Origin of the sequence: Collinsella sp. CLA-ER-H2, assembly GCF_040092405.1 — a bacterium.
GTDB lineage: Bacteria > Actinomycetota > Coriobacteriia > Coriobacteriales > Coriobacteriaceae > Collinsella.
On the sequence record NZ_JBBNLO010000034.1, the window covers coordinates 1 to 18,474 of the forward strand.

General features: G+C 61.8%; 15 protein-coding genes and 1 tRNA gene. 5 read left to right on the top strand and 11 right to left on the bottom strand.

From position 1 onward, the window contains the following. Window positions 1–245 precede the first annotated feature (245 nt). Window positions 246–845, top strand: coding sequence for an HD domain-containing protein (locus AAAX59_RS08680; protein ID WP_161145052.1), 600 nt, complete (start codon window positions 246–248; stop codon window positions 843–845). Between the two features lie 69 nt (window positions 846–914). Here the strand turns inward: AAAX59_RS08680 and AAAX59_RS08685 are convergent, their stop codons facing one another. Further along, complete coding sequence (locus tag AAAX59_RS08685; protein ID WP_349071477.1) at window positions 915–2,201, bottom strand: glutamate-5-semialdehyde dehydrogenase; 1,287 nt, start codon at window positions 2,199–2,201, stop codon at window positions 915–917. A gap of 112 nt (window positions 2,202–2,313) precedes the next feature. Here AAAX59_RS08685 and AAAX59_RS08690 point away from each other — a divergent pair, with 112 nt between their 5' ends. Then, the gene (locus AAAX59_RS08690; RefSeq protein ID WP_349071478.1) at window positions 2,314–3,732 is read left to right on the top strand and encodes an alpha/beta fold hydrolase; all 1,419 of its coding nucleotides are present in this window, start codon (window positions 2,314–2,316) and stop codon (window positions 3,730–3,732) included. A gap of 198 nt (window positions 3,733–3,930) precedes the next feature. Here the strand turns inward: AAAX59_RS08690 and proB are convergent, their stop codons facing one another. The 5 genes from proB to AAAX59_RS08715 all read right to left on the bottom strand — a co-directional run bounded on the left by proB (window position 3,931) and on the right by AAAX59_RS08715 (window position 8,412). Then, a complete protein-coding gene (gene proB, locus AAAX59_RS08695) occupies window positions 3,931–5,058 on the bottom strand; it encodes a glutamate 5-kinase (protein WP_349071479.1) in 1,128 nt (375 codons plus the stop codon). A gap of 79 nt (window positions 5,059–5,137) precedes the next feature. Beyond that, a complete protein-coding gene (locus tag AAAX59_RS08700) occupies window positions 5,138–6,643 on the bottom strand; it encodes a nicotinate phosphoribosyltransferase (RefSeq protein WP_349071480.1) in 1,506 nt (501 codons plus the stop codon). A gap of 84 nt (window positions 6,644–6,727) precedes the next feature. Further along, complete coding sequence (locus AAAX59_RS08705; protein ID WP_271758564.1) at window positions 6,728–7,186, bottom strand: hypothetical protein; 459 nt, start codon at window positions 7,184–7,186, stop codon at window positions 6,728–6,730. A gap of 64 nt (window positions 7,187–7,250) precedes the next feature. Beyond that, window positions 7,251–7,323: transfer RNA gene (locus AAAX59_RS08710), tRNA-Ala, on the bottom strand. A 150-nt stretch (window positions 7,324–7,473) separates the two neighbouring features. Then, window positions 7,474–8,412, bottom strand: coding sequence for a radical SAM protein (locus AAAX59_RS08715; protein ID WP_006235472.1), 939 nt, complete (start codon window positions 8,410–8,412; stop codon window positions 7,474–7,476). A gap of 525 nt (window positions 8,413–8,937) precedes the next feature. On the opposite strand from AAAX59_RS08715, the gene AAAX59_RS08720 reads away from it, so the two are divergent. Both AAAX59_RS08720 and trpS read left to right on the top strand, forming a co-directional pair. Beyond that, window positions 8,938–10,137: an MraY family glycosyltransferase gene (locus tag AAAX59_RS08720; RefSeq protein ID WP_117637805.1), complete on the top strand. Its 1,200-nt coding sequence runs from the start codon at window positions 8,938–8,940 to the stop codon at window positions 10,135–10,137. 161 nt (window positions 10,138–10,298) lie between these two features. Then, window positions 10,299–11,348 (top strand): tryptophan--tRNA ligase, encoded by a 1,050-nt coding sequence (gene trpS / locus AAAX59_RS08725; RefSeq protein ID WP_349071481.1) that lies wholly within the window; start codon window positions 10,299–10,301, stop codon window positions 11,346–11,348. 331 nt (window positions 11,349–11,679) lie between these two features. Here trpS and AAAX59_RS08730 read toward each other — a convergent pair whose 3' ends face one another. The 5 genes from AAAX59_RS08730 to pckA all read right to left on the bottom strand — a co-directional run bounded on the left by AAAX59_RS08730 (window position 11,680) and on the right by pckA (window position 16,293). Continuing rightward, window positions 11,680–11,940, bottom strand: a complete 261-nt coding sequence (locus AAAX59_RS08730) for an MGMT family protein (protein ID WP_233545455.1) — start codon at window positions 11,938–11,940, stop codon at window positions 11,680–11,682. 138 nt (window positions 11,941–12,078) lie between these two features. Further along, the gene (locus AAAX59_RS08735) at window positions 12,079–12,933 is read right to left on the bottom strand and encodes a DegV family protein (RefSeq protein ID WP_117583755.1); all 855 of its coding nucleotides are present in this window, start codon (window positions 12,931–12,933) and stop codon (window positions 12,079–12,081) included. A gap of 119 nt (window positions 12,934–13,052) precedes the next feature. After that, window positions 13,053–13,502 (bottom strand): MarR family transcriptional regulator, encoded by a 450-nt coding sequence (locus AAAX59_RS08740; protein ID WP_349071482.1) that lies wholly within the window; start codon window positions 13,500–13,502, stop codon window positions 13,053–13,055. Window positions 13,503–13,675: 173 nt separating this feature from the next. Beyond that, window positions 13,676–14,395 carry a phenylalanine--tRNA ligase beta subunit-related protein gene (locus AAAX59_RS08745; protein WP_349071483.1) on the bottom strand — a complete coding sequence of 240 codons (720 nt, stop codon included), beginning with the start codon at window positions 14,393–14,395 and terminating at the stop codon, window positions 13,676–13,678. 227 nt (window positions 14,396–14,622) lie between these two features. Beyond that, window positions 14,623–16,293, bottom strand: coding sequence for a phosphoenolpyruvate carboxykinase (ATP) (gene pckA, locus AAAX59_RS08750; protein ID WP_199576348.1), 1,671 nt, complete (start codon window positions 16,291–16,293; stop codon window positions 14,623–14,625). 352 nt (window positions 16,294–16,645) lie between these two features. On the opposite strand from pckA, the gene AAAX59_RS08755 reads away from it, so the two are divergent. Next, the gene (locus AAAX59_RS08755) at window positions 16,646–18,220 is read left to right on the top strand and encodes a lipopolysaccharide biosynthesis protein (protein WP_349071484.1); all 1,575 of its coding nucleotides are present in this window, start codon (window positions 16,646–16,648) and stop codon (window positions 18,218–18,220) included. Window positions 18,221–18,474 lie beyond the last annotated feature (254 nt).

Here is an 18,474-nt window from a genome sequence, read left to right on the forward strand (position 1 = left end):
CATAGAGCTCTATTACAATAGGGTGCGCATGCATTCCACCCTGGGCTACATGTCTCCAGTGGAATACGAGCGGCAATACGCTTGAGGATCCTTAAAAGAAAGTCCAGTTTATCCTTCCCACTCCAAAAACCTCCCATTTCCCGATGTCCAAGAAATGGGAGGCAGTTCACAGGCACCTTTGTGGTGGTTTTCTTGTTCTAGTAGTATTCATTCTTATCGATACCCACGAGCACAAGGAGTCTCTTATGGCAGAGCCGCTTACCGCCGGAATCACCCGCGACCGCGCGTTCGAACTGCTCAATGAGCACAACAAGGACCCGTTCCATATCACCCATGGCGAGACGGTCGAGGGCACTATGCGCTACTTTGCGCGCGAGTTCGACCCCGAGAACGAGGAGTTTTGGGGCATCGTCGGTCTGCTGCACGACCTGGATTGGGAGGAGCATGAGGACGACCCCATTAACCACACCATCTATGCTGCCGAGATTCTTGAGGGCGAAGGTGCGTCTCCCGAGCTCATTCGCGCCATCCAGACGCACACGTCGGACTTCAACACCTCACTACCCAAGCCCGAGCTGCAGATGGAAAAGATCCTGTTTGCCTGCGATGAGCTCACCGGCCTGATCGGCGCTGCCGTCATCATGCGCCCGAGCAAGAGCGTTATGGACTTTACGACTAAGTCGCTCAAGAAGAAGTTCAAGGACAAACGCTTTGCCGCCGGCTGCTCGCGCGACGTGATTTCGCAGGGCGCCGAGATGTTGGGCTGGGAGCTCCCCGAGCTCTTTGACCGCACCATCGCGGCCATGCAGTCCTTCGCGCCCGATCGCGATACCTTCCAGGCCTAACCGCCCGCGCCAGCTAAAACCGCCACAAAGGGGACAGGCACCTTTGTGGCGGTTTTTCTTGCGCGGTCGTTAGGGGCGGACCTGGCCGGTGCCTCGGAGCTTGTATTTGTAGGTAGTGAGGGCCTCGGCGGCAAAGGGGCCACGGGCGTGGAGCTTTTGGGTCGAGATGCCAATCTCGGCGCCCAGGCCAAACTCGCCGCCGTCAGTGAAGCGCGTGCTGGCGTTGGCGTACACGGCCGAGGCATCGACCGCATCCAGGAAGCGCTCGCAAGCGTCCGTGTCCTCGGCAACGATGGCCTCGGAGTGCATCGTGCCGTAGCGATTGATGTGTGCGATGGCCTGGTCCTCGTTTGCCACGACCTTCACGCTCATCTCGAGCGCCAGGTACTCGCGACCCCAGTCCTCCTCAGTCGCGGCGACGTAGTCATCGCCCTCTACAAAGCCGGCGTCGGCGCACCCGGCGCACGTGGCCTCGTCGCCGTGAATGAGCACGCCGTGGTCATGCAGCACGGTCACGACCGCGGGCAAAAACGCATCGGCCACAGCACGGTCGACCAGCAGCGACTCGGCGGCATTGCACACGCCTACGCGCTGGGTCTTGGCATTAACGATAATGTTGAGCGCCTTATCAAAGTCGGCGGATTCATGCACGTAGATGTGGCAGTTGCCCGTGCCCGTCTCGATCACCGGCACAAGCGACTCGCGCACGCAGCGCTGGATCAGGCCTGCACCTCCGCGCGGAATGAGTACGTCGACAATACCGCGGAGCTTCATGAGCTCGCCGGTGGCCTCGCGATCGGTGGACTCGATCATCGACACGGCCTCGCGCGGGAAGCCCTTGGCCTCGAGCGCATCGGCCAGCAGCTCGGCGATCATGGCACACGAGTGATAGGCCAGCGAGCCGCCGCGTAGAATGCAGGCGTTGCCGGTACGGATGCAGATGCCTGCGGCGTCGGCCGTCACGTTGGGGCGCGCCTCGTAGACCATAGCGACCAGGCCCAGCGGCACACTCACACGGGTCAGGTCCACGCCACTTGCAAGCACGCGGTGGTCGAGCACGCGGCCCACGGGATCGGGCAGCTCGGCGAGCTTTTCCAGGCCGGCGGCCATGCCCTCGACGCGCTCGGGCGTCAGCAGCAGGCGATCGAGCAGTCCGGCCGAGGTACCCGCATCGCGCGCGGCAGACATATCGAGTTCGTTAGCGGCGACGATGGAGTCGACACCGTTGCGCAGTGCTGCGGCCATGGCGCGCACGGCCTCCTGACGCTGCTCATCGCTCGCCGTGGCAAGCGAGGCCGACGCTGCCTTGGCGGCAACGGCAAGATCGTGGACATACGTGGCTATATCGACCGACATGGACGGCCCTTTCTCCTAGAAGTTTGCAACCATGGTAGCCGATTTGCGCATGGCCTCGCCCGCGGCGGTAGAATTGGTCAACCCGAAACACCGCAACGAACGGAAGACTCACATGGCCCCCATCACTTCGTACCACGTCCCCGGCCTTTATGTCGAGGACCACAGCATCGACGTCCCCCTTGACTGGCGCGGCCTGGAGCCGATGCTCCTGGCCGTCGGCAGCACCATGCGCCTCGGCGCTATGCCGGCACCCATCGCCGGCGCGCCCGAGAGCATCAAGCTCTTCTACCGCGTGGTTTGCGCGCCCGACCGCATCAACGACGATCTGCCGCTGCTCCTGTTTTTGCAGGGCGGCCCCGGCGGCGAGAGCCCGCGTCCGCTGTCGCCCACAAGCGACGGCTGGATCGAGGAGGCCGTCAAGCACTTCCGCGTCGTCCTGCCCGACCAGCGCGGCACCGGGCGCAGCAGCTGTGTAGACGGGCGCACGATTGCCGCACTGGGCGAGCGCGCGGCGGCGGCCAGCTCCGATGCCGCACGCTCGCAGGCTGACTTCCTCAAGCGCCACCTCGCCAGCTCCATCGTGCGCGATTTTGAGTACCTGCGCCTAGTGGGCTTTGGCGGCAAGCCGTGGGTCACGCTCGGCCAAAGCTACGGCGGTTTTTTGACGCTGAGCTACCTGTCGCTCTTCCCCGAGGGCGTGGCGGCGAGCTTTACCTGCGGCGGCATCCCCCACGTACCGGCGAGCGCAAGCGAGGTCTACGCGCACACCTTCCCGCGCATGGCCGCCAAGACGCAGCAGTATTATGACCGCTATCCCGCTGACGTCGAGCGCGTGGCAGCCCTGGCCGATGCGCTCGAGGCTCAGAAGCCCGTGCTGCCCGACGGCTCGCCGATGACGGTCGAGCGTCTACAGCTCATGGGCAGCGACTTTGGCATGAAGCCGAGCTTTGAGCGCATGCATTGGATTATCGATCACGTTTTTGTTGACGGCGACGGCACGCTGACCTGCGGCTCCTCGGTATCCGACAGCTTTTTGATGCGCGCCTTCGAGCGCACCAACACGCGCACGAATCCGCTGTACTGGACGCTGCAGGAGTTCATATACGCCGACGGCGACACTATGCCCATTGGCTGGGCCGCGGCTGAAGAGAAGGCGCACCGCGCCGAGTTCGACACGCTCGCACGCCCGCTCATGTTTACCGGCGAGGCCATGTTCCCGTGGATGTTTGAGCAGATGCCCGAGCTTAAGCCGTTTAAGCCCGCCATGGACCTGCTGATGGAAGACACCAGCTGGGACAAGATCTACGACCCGCAGCGCCTGGCCTGCAACGAAGTTCCGCTCCAGGCCGCGGTGTATTTCGACGACATGTACGTGGATTCGGGCCTGCAGCTCGATACGCTCAGCCGCGTGGGCAACTCGCATGCCTGGGTGACCAACGAGTTCGAGCACGACGGCCTGCACGGCGGCGTGGTGTTCAAGCACCTCTTCGACGAAGCACTCAACCGCGGAGACCTGCGCCGGATCTTCTAACAAAGGAGTGTCCCCACCTGCCGGCACAAAAGGAACGTCCCCAAGTGCCGAGAACAGCAACATTGCAGGAAGAGGACGGAAAGCGAAAACGCCCCTAAGCGAGCAAGGTGACGTGAAAGAGGAGGGCATTGACCTTTTGGTCATGCCCGACGATTGAACGTCAGATTGCCGCTTAGGGGCGTTTGCAGCGTCAATTGGTTAGGCGAAGACGATTAAATTATCCCTGTGTATCGCCGGCTTCTCGGCCAAGTTAGCGAGCAGGCGGTTGCTGGCGATCTGGTCCTGGCGGCGGCCGGCAGCAAGCTCCAGCACGTCCGAATCGGCCTCGGCGATACCGCGGGCGACGACCATACCGCTCGGATCGCACACATCGAGCACATCGCCCTCGGCAAACTGGCCATCGACCTCGCGAATACCCACCGCAAGCAAGGAAGAGCCACGGCTAACCAGCGCCTTCGCAGCACCATCATCAACCGTCACCGACCCATGTGCCTTGTCGCCCAGCGCGATCCACAGCTTGCGGGGCGCGATGTCCAGACGCTCCGCCGGCGGATCGAACAGCGTGCCCACGCTCTCGCCGCGGGCGAGGCGCACGAGCGCATCGGGCTCCTCGCCCGAGCAAATCACGCTCTGAATGCCCGCCGTCATCAGGATGCGGCTCGCGCGGATCTTGGTAATCATGCCGCCCGTGCCCACCGATGTGGAAGAATCGCCCGCCGAGGCAATAATCTTGGCATCGATCTTATGCACGACAGGAACAAACTCGGCCGTGGGGTCCTCGTGCGGATTGGCGGTATAGAGGCCATCGATGTCCGAGAGCGTCACGCACAGATCGGCAGAAACCAGGCAGCTCACAAGCGCCGCCAGCGTGTCGTTGTCGCCAAACTTGATCTCGTCGACGGTGACGGTATCGTTCTCGTTGACGACTGGCACCACGCCCAGCTCCACCAGGCGCAGCAGGGCGTCGCGCGCGTGCAGGTAGGACGTGCGGCGCGCCGTGTCGTGGCGCGTGAGCAGCACGAGCGAGGTGAGCAGATCGCGCGCATGGAACTCCTCGTCGTAGGCCGACGAGATGATGCACTGACCAGCCGAGGCGCAGGCCTGCAGGCTCGGCAGGTCGCCGACCGGCTTGCGGCCGAAGCCCAGCACGGGATAGCCGCAGGCGATAGCGCCCGAGCTCACCACGACCAGGCGCCAGCCGAGCTTGCGCAGGGCTGCGGCCTGATCGGCAAGCCCGCCGATAAAGGAGCGGTTGACCTTGCCGTCGGCGCCCACCACCGTGGACGAACCGATCTTTACCACCATCGTTTTATAAGAAGTCGTCATACGTCAAACCAATCAACTGTTCAGCGAACGGCCAAGCTGGCGGCCAAGGGAGCGTGACTCGCCCCTACCGCCCAAGGAATTAGTGAGCCCAGGGGAAGGCAGAAGCCGCGGCCATATTCTTGCGCACGAGTTCGTCGCGCACCTGTGCCAGGCCCTGCTCCATGCCCACCACATAAGTCTGCGGGTACAGGAAGCGCTTGAAAGCTGCGTCCAGATGATCAAGCGCCCAAACACAGCGCTCGCGCGCGTCCTGGATGCTCTCACGCGGAGCCACCGCACTGCCGTCGCGCACGATCGGCACCAGCAGCTCGCGATACTCAAGTTCGGACACGTCGGTCACCAGGGCGGCATCATTCACGGCCACAAGGGTATTGCCGCGCGCGGCGCCCTCCCCAGCCAGATGGTCCTCGTCGTAGATCATGTCGCAGACCGGGCCGCCAAAGCCGTCGTAATAGCGGCGCACACGCTGCACGCCCGGGATCGTGCGCTTGTAGGGCTGCTCGGAGAGCTTGACCACCGGCGTCCATGGATCTGCCTCGCTCGCACGGCGGGCGGAAAGCTTGTACACGCCGCCCAGCGCCGGCTGGTCATAGCAGGTCGCGAGCTTGGTACCCACGCCAAAGCTGTCGATGGGCGCGCCCTGGTCGAGCAGCGACTGAATCGTATACTCGTCAAGATCGTTCGAAACCGAGATCCCCACATAGGGCAGGCCCTCGGCATCGAAACGACCGCGGACATACTTGGAGAGCTTGGCGAGGTCGCCCGAGTCAATGCGAATAGCCGACAGGCGCTCGCCCGCCGCCTCCATCTCCTTGGCAACCGTAATGGCATGCTCGCAGCCCTCGCGCACATCGTAGGTGTCGATGAGCAGCGTGCAGTTCTTGGGGCTCGACTTGGCAAAGGCGCGGAAGGCCTCGAGCTCGGAATCGAAGCTCATCACCCAGCTGTGCGCATGCGTGCCAAAGACGGGAATACCGTAGCGGCGGCCGGCGAGCACATTGGACGTAGAGGAGCAGCCGGCAACGTAGCTCGCGCGCGCAACGGCCAGGCCGCCATCGGGACCCTGGGCTCGGCGCAGGCCAAACTCCGCCACGGGGCGACCGTCGGCCGCCAACACCACGCGCGCCGTCTTGGTGGCGACAAGCGTCTGAAACCCGACGATGTTGAGCAGCGCCGTCTCAAGCAGCTGGCACTCGAGCGCAGGACCGGTGACGCGCACCATGGGCTCGCGCGGAAAGACGAGCTCGCCCTCGGGGACGGCGTCGATATTTACATGCGCACGAAAATCGCGCAGGTAGTCGAGGAATGCGGACTTGAACATCGCGCCGCCGGCCGGGGCCTCAAGCGATGCGAGGTAGTCGATATCCTCGGGCGTAAAGCGCAGGTTCTCGACCAGCTCGGGCAGTTCGGCGGTGCCGCACATGACGGCATAGGCGCTGCCAAAGGGATGGTCGCGGTAAAACGCGGTAAAGCAACCCTGCTCATTGGCCTTGCCGCTCTCCCACAGGCCCTGGGCCATAGTGAGCTCGTACAGATCGGTGAGCATTGCAATGTCGGTGGGATGCGAGATGTCGGTCAAAGCCATGGGGCGACCTTTCAGATGTGTGGTGCAGAATTTGAGGGTTGGACGAGAGCAGAGCATGCGGACATGACGCCCGATGCAAATCGGTTAGAGCAGGCCCATGCTGGTCAGGATCGTGTAGCCCATAAAGATGACAAACGCGATGAGGGCAAGGACAATGATGATTTTTTGAGCCGGCGCCATGCCAGGGATCTCGTTCTCGCCCGTAGGTTCCTTGGAGGCAACCATGCGCTGGGCAAAGGTCATCTCGTCACGGCTCGGCTTGGGCTCGACGGACTTGGGACGAGCGGCCTTTTTAGGCTGAGGTTTGGGCGCGGCAGGTGCAGGCTTCGCAGCAGCGGGCTTGGGTGCGGGCGCGGGCTTGCGCTCGGATGCGGCGTTCGAGGCGACCTCCTCGGCCTTCGCACGCTCGGCGCGCAGGGCAGCCAGCTCCTCACGCTCGCGACGGGCCTCTTCCCGAGCCTCGCGGCGGGCCTTCTCAGCGCGGAGCTCTTCCAACTCAGCGCGCTCCTCGTCGGACAATGGTTGGGACTCAAGCTCGGCCATGGTATAGCCCTTTCTTTTAAAAAAAGCCGCCGACACAATGTCAGCGGCTTATCAAATCCAAGGGTGGAGACGAAGGGAGTCGAACCCTCGGCCTCTGCCATGCGACGGCAGCGCTCTCCCAACTGAGCTACGTCCCCAGGACAAGTCGATATTTTACCTACGGCTCGCCAACTGTCAACGCCCAATAACCAGTCTTTTTGGGGCGCGGCTATTTTGGCAACTTTTCGAACAGGCGATCCTCTCGATGATTTTTTATCCCCGTCCCAGAAAAATCATCGACGAACGCGCTACTTTGCGCTGGTAAGAACACCGGTGGTGTCGAAGGCCGGGGTGAAGCTCTCGTCTACCGCGCCGCCCTCTTGCCAGAACATCGTCGTAAAACCCAGGTCGTCGGCATGGTCGAGCACCTGCTCGTACTCCTCACGCGTCACGGCGCGTGCCAGGTCGCCGCCCTGCTCGCGCATGAGCGCATTGGGCGTGTACTGGTTCATAACCGAGATCGGCACGTCGCCCACCGTCTGCCACACCAGGTCCAGCACGCGACACGAATCGTCTGCATGCCCCGGAAGCACCAGGTGACGCACGATCATGCCACGCTTCATAAGCCCGTCCTCGTCCACCAACTCTCCCCCGCGGCGCTCGATCTCGCGCGCCATCTGGGCCAGACCCGACACGGCCACACGCGGGTAATCCTTTATATGGGAGAGCGACTGCGCAAGCCCGGCATCGGCATATTTAAAGTCGGTGAGCCACACATCGACCAGGTCGCCCAGCGCCGCCACGGCACTCGCGCGCTCGTAACCACTCGTGTTGTAGACGATTGGGATAACCAGTCCGCGCGCCCGTGCCGCGGCAATCGCGGCAGGCAACAGGTGCGCATAGTGCGTCGCCGTCACCAAATTGATGTTGTTGGCACCCTGGTCCTGCAGTTCCAGCATAATCTCGACCAGGCGCTCAGGCGAAATCTCAAGGCCAAAATTGCCGGTCGAGATCTCGTGGTTCTGGCAGTAGATACATTTGAGCGAGCAGCCGCTAAAGAAGATCGTGCCCGAACCGGCCTCGCCCGAGATAGGCGGCTCCTCCCACATATGAAGCGCGGCGCGGGCCACCTTGAGCGTGTCGTTAGCACCGCAGACGCCGTGCGCGCCCTCATCGCGCGCCGCACCGCAACGGCGCGGACACAAATGGCAGGCGGGCGAAAAAAGTTCGGTCAACGACGTCGGCATAAAAACATGCTCCAAAACAACGATTCAGCAGCTCAAACGTAAAGGGCCAGGCCGCGTAGACGGCTCCGTCCCTAAGGCGCCGTAATCGTCCGACACGATTTTTGTAATGTCAAGACTGGAATCCACAAAGTGCCGCTTTATGATGTAGGTATTCCGCCCCCCGCGGAGCAACTGGGTGAACCGTCGCGTTTATTTAGGGAGCCCACACAGTCGTACCTAGTACAGGTATCCTTCGTTGTTAAGGACGCTGGAACAGTCGATGAGGGCACCCACCTGTTTTAGGTGGGTTCATTTTCGTAACGTGGGGGGTGGTTTTCTTTTGCCGAAAATCACCATTACAGTCCATATGGATTCCCGCCGGCATCCCGACAAGCCATCGACAACATCCCAATATCTGGTAAGCGCGTGATTATCGCTGCGTGCAATTACATGCACCCCCCTTGGTCGAGTATTATGGTTCGGCTATGCCCTTTGCGCTTAGCAACCTTTGACCTTTTCCTTCGACGCTTGGCGGTTTTTAGATTCATGGCTTCATCCCCGAGCTACATACCGTATCTATGCGTGGCAGCGGCGGCCTTTATCACGACCTTCCTCACGGTGCCCCTGGTCAAGCGCCTGGCAATTAAGCTCGACGCCGTCGACTATCCTTCTAAGCGCCGCATCAACACCAAGCCCATCCCGCGTTTGGGCGGAACGGCGGTGTTTTTGGGCCTGGTCGTTGCCTGTATTGTGCAAATCCTAGGCACCTGGTACCTGGGTTGGCCGCCCGTTTTGGTGCCCCACCCCCGTCTGCACATCAGCTACCCCATACTTGCGCTTTCTTTTACCGTCATCTTTGCGACCGGCGCTATCGACGACGTCTTCCAGCTCAAGCCCAAGCAAAAGCTAGCCGGACAGGTCCTCGCCGCGCTTATCGCCTGTATCGGCGGCCTGCGGATCGGCGTCATCGTCAACCCGTTTGCCCCCGGCGAGATCATGCTCGGATGGCTCGCCTACCCCATCACCGTGATCTATCTGGTGGCATTCACCAACATCATTAACCTCATCGACGGCCTCGACGGCTTGGCCACGGGCATCTGCGGCATCGCCTCGTTCACCATGTTTTCGATGGCCGTTCTCTCGGGCCGTATCGACGCCGCTGCGCTCTCCATTGCGCTCTTTGGCGCCTGTCTGGCCTTTTTGCGCTACAACTTCAACCCCGCAAGCATCTTCTTGGGCGACTCGGGGTCGTTGCTTCTGGGCTTTGCACTGGGCTCCATCTCGCTGCTCAACGTGAGCCGCACCGCCGCACTCACCTCGCTTATCATCCCGCTCATCGTTGCCGGCGTGCCCATCATCGACACGTTTAGCGCCATCGTGCGCCGCAAGCGCGCCCACATTAGCATCGGGCAGGCCGACAAGGGCCACATCCACCACCGCCTGATCCAAGAAGGCTACAACCAAAAACAGGCTGTACTGCTCATCTATGCCTGGTGCATCATGCTTTCGGCCGGCGCCGCCGCGATCAACCAGGTCGAGGTGCCCATGCGCGTGCTCATCTTTACCGTGCTCGCCATTGGCTCGGCGGCCTTTGCCAAGCATCTACATCTGTTTGAGCCCGTGCTGCGCCACCATTACAACAAGCGCACGCACGAGGACGAGCTCGTCACCCCCGACGATCCCGCCTTTAAGCAGGAGGAGCAGGCAGCCGAGGAACGTAAGGAAGAGCGCCACCACAAGCTCTAGGGTAAGCTGCCGAGGATGCGTCCAGACGCCGCCGGCCAAACGTGCAGCCACGCCGCACCCATCGCACATGCCGCCGCTCTCCCGCCCCTCGCGTACTTACGCCCCGACCCTCCAATAAACGCGTTATCATCTTGACCCATGAACATACGTTAGGAGCAATCATGCCAAACGAGAACAGCTACGAAGTCGCGCTGCAAAAGAGCAACGCCATTCGCGAGGGCCTGGCCAAAACGCCCGAGAAGTTCACCATGCTCACCGGCGACCGCCCCACCGGCCGTCTGCACCTGGGTCACTACTTCGGCACCCTCAAGGGCCGTGTTGAGCTGCAGAACATGGGCGCCAAGACCAACGTGCTCATCGCCGACTACCAAGTCATCACTGACCGCGATACGACCGAGCACATCCAGGACAACGTGTACAACATGGTCATGGACTACCTTGCCTGCGGCATCGACCCCGACAAGACCATGATCTACGCGCACTCCGCCGTACCCGCCGCAAACCAGCTCATGTTGCCGTTCCTGTCGCTGGTCTCCGAGGCCGAGCTGGCGCGCAACCCCACGGTCAAGGCCGAGATGGAGGCCTCGGGCCACGAGCTCACCGGCCTTCTGCTCACCTACCCGGTGCACCAGGCCTGCGACATCCTATTCTGCAAGGGCAATGTGGTGCCCGTCGGTCGCGACCAGCTGCCGCACATCGAGCTCACCCGCACCATCGCCCGCCGCTTTAACAACCGTTACGGCAAGGTGTTCCCCGAGGTCGACGCGCTGCTGTCCGAGACCCCGCTGCTGCCCGGCCTGGACGGGCGCAAGATGAGCAAGAGCTACGGCAACGCCATCAACATCTCGATGACCGCCGAGGAGACGGCCAAGCGCATCAAGAAGAGCCAGACCGACTCCGAGCGCATGATCACGTTCGATTCCGAGAATCGCCCCGGCGTGTCCGGCCTGCTTTCAACCGCCGCCATCTGCACCGGCCGTTCCGAGGTCGAGATTGCCGAGGAGATTGGCATGGGCGGCTCCGGCCAGCTCAAGAAGTACGTGACCGAGGCCGTCAACGAGTACTTCGCGCCGATCCGCGAGCGTCGTCAGCGCTATGAGAACGATCTGGACTATGTGAAGGACGTGCTGCACGAGGGCAACCGTCGCGCCAACGAGATTGCCGAGCAGACCCTGGCCGAGGTTCAGGACGCCATGGGCATGGTGTACTAGGCAAAGCGCCTTCGCACAACATAGACGGTGAGGCTGAATCCTCACCGAAACAGGAACAGGCCCGCTGGCAGATAGTTGCCAGCGGGCCTGTTCCCGAAGTACACCGTTGAATCGCACAGAGGGGAGGAATGCGAATCAAACTCAACAGGGCAGGCTTTTTCATCGCCTATTGCCTGCTCCGTTGCTGAAAACAATATAGTTCACCGTGGTTTACTTTGCTGCGACAAACCGCGCCGCCATACCTTCTCCATAAGTTAACCTCGGTAAACCTGCCAAAACCACCACAAAGGGGATAGGCACCTTTGTGGTGGTTTAAGCCACGGCAGAGCCGCTAGAGCCCTGCAGGCCAGCGACAGGCGGCCAAGTCGACGTGCATGTCGTCCTTAAACGCCACACCCTCCCCTAGCAAAAGCTCACGTTGAGCATCGGGACCGCCAAAAGCAAAACCATCGCATATGCGGCCATCGGCAAACACCACGCGGTGACAGGGAATCTCGCCGGGGCGCGGATTGCCATGCAGGGCATACCCCACGTACCGCGCACTTCGTGGACGTCCAGCAAGCAGCGCCACCTGACCATACGTGGCGACCATCCCCTCGGGAATCTGCTCGACCACCTCGTACACCCGCTCAAAAAACCCTCAGACGCCATTGCTCGCTCCTTTCCACCCGGAATAGCATAAACCACCACAAAGGCGCCTGTCCCCTTTGTGGTGGTTTTGGCAGGTGGGCTAGTTAACGGGCTGGAAGAAGGCCACGGCTACGGCGCCGGGGCCTACATGGGTGCCGATGGTGGCACCGATGGTGTGAACGGGCAGTTCGCCCTCGGTGTGGCCAGCCCACAGTGCCGCGCTGTCCTCGATATACTTCTTGAGCACCGCATCCGAAAGGCCCGTATAGCCGAGCGCCAGCGGCATGGAAAAGTCGATGCCGCCTGCCTTTTCGACCTTCTGGTTGAGCAGGTTACGTCCGTTCTTGGAACCGCGCGCCTTGCCCAGCTGCACGATCAGACCGTCCTCGGCAGCCACAACAGGCTTTACGTTGAGCAGCGTACCCACGGCACCGGCAGCAGCAGACAGGCGACCGCCGCGCACCAGGTACTCCAGCGTCTCGAGCAGACCAATAACCACCACGCGGTCACGGACGGCCTCGACAGCCGCCGCGATCTGGGCCGCGCCCTGGCCCTCGTCCACTAGGCGCAGGGCATACTCGACCAGCACGCGCTCACCCAGGGTAACGTTATTGCTATCAACCACATACACGTCGCCGCCCGGCGCCTCGGCAAGTGCGGTACGGGCGCTCTGATTGGTCCCCGAAAGTTTGGCACCCACGGTAATAATCACCGCCTCGTCGCCGGCCTCACGTGCTTCGGCAATCGCCTGCGAAAAGGCGTACGGGTTGACCTGACCGGTCTTGGGCAGCTCGTCGCGCTCCACGAGCATCTCGTAAAAGCGCTGGTGATCGATGTCGACGCCATCCATATACACATCGGTGCCAAAGGTAACGGACAGCGGCAAGACGGACAGCGCCGGGTGCTCCGCCGGCGACATATCGCTGGCGGAATCGGTAATAATGCGGACGGACATAGCGAATCCTTTCTTGCGCAGGTCTCGCGCAGGGAATTTTGACAGCAATGTCCCGGCACGGCATACGCGCTCAAACGGGACGATGCAGTTTTTAATGGGAAGCAAATGCCTTGGCGGCCTTAGATCTCACTCAGGGTGTTGAGAATCGTACGCAGCGACGCATACATCTGCTCGCGCTGCTCCACACCCATAGCCTTACCGGTGGTGTCGAGCACCTCGCGAATGATGCGGTCCGCCTCGCTCATGCTCTCGCCGCCCAGAGCGGTCAGGCGCACCGGGGCACGATACTTAACGGCCGCATCACCCGAGTCGTCGACCTCGACGTAGCCGCCCTCCTCCAGATGCGCGAGCGTGCGCGAGACGGCGGCACGGGTCACGCCTGCCATGCGAGCCAGGTCAGCGCCAGTCAGGCCGTCCTTGCTGCGCTCAAGATAGTACAGGCACATAACGTCGGAGCCCTTGAGGCCCAGCCTTGCGCCCTCGGATGTCTTAATGCGCTGGATCTCCTTGTAGAGCCCGCTGATCAGTCCGACAAAGTCCTCGAAACGTGTCTCGTCGTTCTGCTGCATGGGAGACGACCGCCTTTCGCTTACATGATGCTAACGGGTAAACATCTTAGCCGCACGAGGCAACACCCATACCCAAATATCCCATTTGTTAACCCATCAACATAAAAACCACCACAAAGGGGACAGGCACCTTTGTAGTGGTTTTGACCGGCGAACATGATCCGCAGGCGTCGCTACAGTTCCACGCAGGGATTGTCGCGGGTCACAAGCGTCTTAACGACAACCGTCGCTCCCAGATAGCGCTCGAGCAACTCGGCGAGACGATCAACGGCAGCCTGGCAATCCCCCATCCGCTCGGGCTCCACGCACTCAATCGCCAGGAATGCATCGGCCGAATCGTCGGACAGCGCCGTGCGAACGCCATCGCGCCAGTTCCAGCAGCGGCATACGGCGCCCGCATCATCGATGTAGGCGAGCTCGCCGGGCAGCGTCGGGTCATCCGTTTCCTCGCCAAGTGGCAGGAACGCATCGCCGCCGTCAGTCACCTTCAAGCGAAGATCCCCCTCAATCGCATGCAGGTCCTCGCCGCCAACGGGCAGCGCGTAGGTCAGCGACACCGTGTTGTAGATGTCCACCGCGGGCGTAATGTGGTCCACCGGTTTGCCCTTGAGCACGCGCTTGAGCAGGCTCTCAATTGAGCAACGCGCGCCCTTTTTGGTCTTGAACAGCCGATAAGCCTCGCGCCATGCCTTGACCGGTGCGTTCTCGCTGATAGTATCGCTGGTCAGATGACGCTCCGCGTCGATATTGGCGCGGTCGAGCAACGCCGCAATCGCGTCCACGTCCTCTTGAGGAATCTGAGCCGCGGGCTTCATGCCCTTTACGACCACAACACCGACAGCCGCCTGCGGAAACAGCTCCCAAAACGAATCCTCGGCAATAAAGCTCTTCATGTGCTCTCCCTTCATAGCATGCGCCCGAGCCCGGGTGCCTAAACAAAAAGCGCCCTTACGACGGCCACCTTCAAAGTCCTACGGTGCCGCCACAAGAGCGCTTACGCTGCCCCCATCCGGAGAAGGGAGCGATATGTCAGGCGTATTGTAACCCGAGTCATCCGCGCGAGTAAAACCACCACAAAGGTGCCTGTCCCCTTTATGGTGGTTTTGGGTCTGAGGCGACGCTAGTGGCGAAGTCCCAGCAGGCCGTGGCCGCGATGACGGGCGTCGGCGTGCACCTGAGCATGCGGACCGGCGGCCTTGACGGATTCGGGCAGGTGCGAGTACTTCTTCTCGAAGTTCTCCTCGAACATCACGGCCAAGTTGTGCGCGGCCTCGTCGTAGCGAGCGGTGCTCTGCCAATACTGGCGCGGCACCAGGATGCCGTCGGGTACGCCGTGGCACGTGGTGGGAATGTCGACGTTAAAGATGTCGTCGTGCACGAACTCGCTGTCCTCGATGGTACCGTCGAGGGCGCGGGCCACCAGGGCGCGCGTGTAGGCAAGCTCGATGCGATGACCCACGCCGTAGCCGCCGCCGATCCAGCCGGTGTTGACCAGGTACACACGCGTGCGGCCGTCGGCGATGCGCTCACCGAGCATCTTGGCATAGACCATGGGGTCGAGCGGCATAAACGGCTCGCCAAACAGCGAAGAGAACGTGGGCGTGGGCTCGGTGACGCCGACCTCGGTGCCGGGGATCTTGGCCGTAAAGCCCGTCACAAAGTGATACATGGCGGAGTCGGCCGTCAGGCGCGAGATGGGCGGCAGCACGCCAAAGGCATCGCAGGTCAGGAAGAGCACGACGCTTGGAGTGGTGCCCATGCCCTTGGTCCACGCGTTGGGAATGTGCTCCACAGGGTATGCCACGCGCGTGTTGTGCGTGATCGAGATGTCGTCGTAGTTGGGCTTGCGGTTCTCGTCGAGCACCACGTTTTCGCAGATCGCGCCAAAGCGGACGGCGTTGAAGATCTCAGGCTCGTGGAACGCGTCCAGGCCCTCGCATTTGGCGTAGCAGCCACCCTCGATGTTGAAGATGCCCATGTCGGACCAACCGTGTTCGTCGTCGCCGATCAGCAGGCGCGTGGGGTTGGCCGAAAGCGTGGTCTTGCCGGTGCCGGAGAGGCCAAAGAACACGGCGGTCTCATGCGTGACGGGGTCCATACTGGCCGAGCAATGCATGGGCAGCACGTCGTCCTCGACGGGCAGCAGGTAATTCATGACGCTGAAAATGGACTTTTTGATCTCGCCGGAGTAGCCGGTGCCGGCGACCAGAATCACGCGCTCCTGGAAGTTAATGACCACGGCGGCGCTGGAGTTGAGGCCCTTGATGGCGGGATCGCACTGGTAGCCCGGCGCGGCGAGCACGCAGAAGTCCGGCTCGCCGGTGCGTGCGATTTCACGGGCAAGCGGGCGGGCGAGCATCTGCTTAATAAAGAGCGCCTGGCTGGCACGCTCGCAGGCGACAAGCAGACGACGCGTATGGTTGCGGTCGGCACCGGCCATACCGCGAGTGACGAACACGTCGCGCTCGTTGAGATAGTCGACGATGCCGGCCTTGATGGCCTCGTAGCTCTCGACAGACAGCGGGCGGTTGACGGCACCCCAGGCAATCTTGTCGTGAACATCGGGGGTGTCAACGATAAAGCGGTCATTAGGCGAGCGGCCAGTGCGCTCCCCCGTCTCGATCACCAGCGCGCCGTTGGAGGCCATACGACCTTCGTTGCGACGGATGGCGTGCTCGACGAGCTCGGCTGCCGGCAGGTCGACCAGCAGGCGGGGCTGGTTCTCGGCAGGATCTTCGACCAGCGTAATGCCAAAGTTGGACAGAACTTCTGCAGGGGTAACACCTGGCATGGGGCCTCCTTTAAAAGCGCGACACGTGGACGAGGCGCGCACTTTACTCACGTAAAGCCCGTTGTACCCGATATGCAAAAACGTTTTTGCGGCAACGGCGAAGCGCCCGCCCAACGGTCAAAAATCGCACGCAAGCGGCCTAGTCGTTAGGGACACTCTTGAACAGGCAACAACCAAGGAGCGACCCCGGATGCCGGCACTTAGGGACGTTCCCAAAGTGCCGGCACATAAGGAACGTCCCCAAATGCCGTCTACTGAATGGCGCCGCCGAAATTATCGAACAACCTGTTCAAAAACACGAACGAACACCGTCGCGTCTATACTAGAGCGCAGCAATAGAAAGGACTCCGCTTTGAGCATCACGCCCATCGATAGCATTCGCCGCGCCATCGCCCGCCGCAATGGCGTCGCCGACCCCACCGTATCGGACGGGGCGCACGGGCAGGGCGGACGCATCGAGAACGGCCTGTTCCCCGCATCGCACACCGCCGAGGAGCTCGCACGAATCCAAGAGCTAAGCCAGCGTAACGCCGGCGGTCCCGACAGCAGCCAGGCCACACGCCGTCGCCGCGAGCGCAATCGCCAGCCCGGCCCCATCCACCGCATGGTCAATGCCTGGTGGAACCGCCTGCTCGGAGCCGTCTACGGCGGCGGCTTCTCCACGCAAGAAGCCGAGTACGAAGATCACGCCACCCGTCGCGACTACCTTTGGAATACCCTGGGCACCGCCGTGTGGGGCATGGCGTTTCCGTTGCTCACCATCGTGTCCACACAGCTCGCGGGCGCCGAGGAGGCTGGCAAATTCTCCATCGCCTTTGTCACCGGCACGCTCATCATGATCGCGTGCAACTACGGCGTGCGCAATTTCCAGGTCTCGGACATCGACGAAAAGACGTCCTTCGCCTCCTACCAGCTCAATCGTTGGATCTGCGGAGCGCTCGCCCTAGGCTGCGGCCTCATGTATAGCAGCGCCCGCGGCTATGACGCGCAGATGGCGACGATCGGCCTGGGCGTCTACCTGTATAAGGTCATCGACGGCGTCGCCGACGTGTACGAAGGCCGCCTGCAGCAGGCCGACAAGCTCTACCTGGCTGGCATGAGCCAAACGCTACGCTCCGTCGGCGTCATCGCGGTCTTCAGCGTGGCGCTGTTCTTCACGCGTAGCATGCCCATCGCGGCCATTGCCATGGGCATCGCCGCGATCGCCTCGCTCGTGCTGGTCACCGCGCCGCTCGCCCTGCTCGAGACCGAAAAATCGCGCCGCGTAAGCCTGCGCGAGGTCGGCCACCTGTTTGTCCAGTGCGCCCCACTCTTTGGCGCGCTATTCCTGTTCAACCTTATCGAGAGCATGCCCAAGTTTGTGATGGAAGGAACACTAGCCTACAAATACCAGCTGTACTTTAATGCCCTGTTTTTTCCAGCTCAGGCTATTCTGTTGAGCATTGGATTTGTCTATAAACCGCAGCTCCTGCGCTTGTCGAGCATTTGGGCTAATCCTCGCAAGCGTCGTCGCTTTGACCTGATTATTGTTGCCGTTATGGCGCTGATCGTGGTCATCACCGGCGTGTGCGCCGCATTTATGGCAGGTCCCGGTATTCCCCTCATGAGCTTTATGTACGGTCTCAGCTTTGAGCGCTACCGTACGCTGGCGCTGCTGATGGTCGTCGCCGGCGGCGTCACCGCGGCCATCGATTTTATCTACGCCATCATCACGGTATTGCGCCACGCTGGCGACGTCACCAAGATCTACCTGATCTGCTTCGCCGTAAGCGTGGTGCTGCCGGTGATCCTGATTAAGCTGCTGGGTCTGATGGGCGCCGTGGTGAGCTACCTAGCCATCATGGCCCTACTCCTGGTGCTGCTGATTATCGAGTACCGCCGCATCCGCCAACGCATAGAGAGGGACCGGAATCCGTACGGCGCCTAATTGCGGCGATGGGAGCAGCTAATTTGCGGTGGAATCACCCCGGCTGGGGTCTCGTTGCGGACACGCAAAACTAAGTGAGTAGACTTTTACCGAATCCCGGACCACACCGACAAAGCACAAGTCAGTGACCTGCACTGATAATTGTTCTCGGGGGAAGCGGGCACTGCGGGGCGCGGCAACGGCGCGCGATTTCCGCGTCGCAGCGCTACCCTGATGCTGAATGCCGGGACGATGACCCACTGACCTGCTGACGC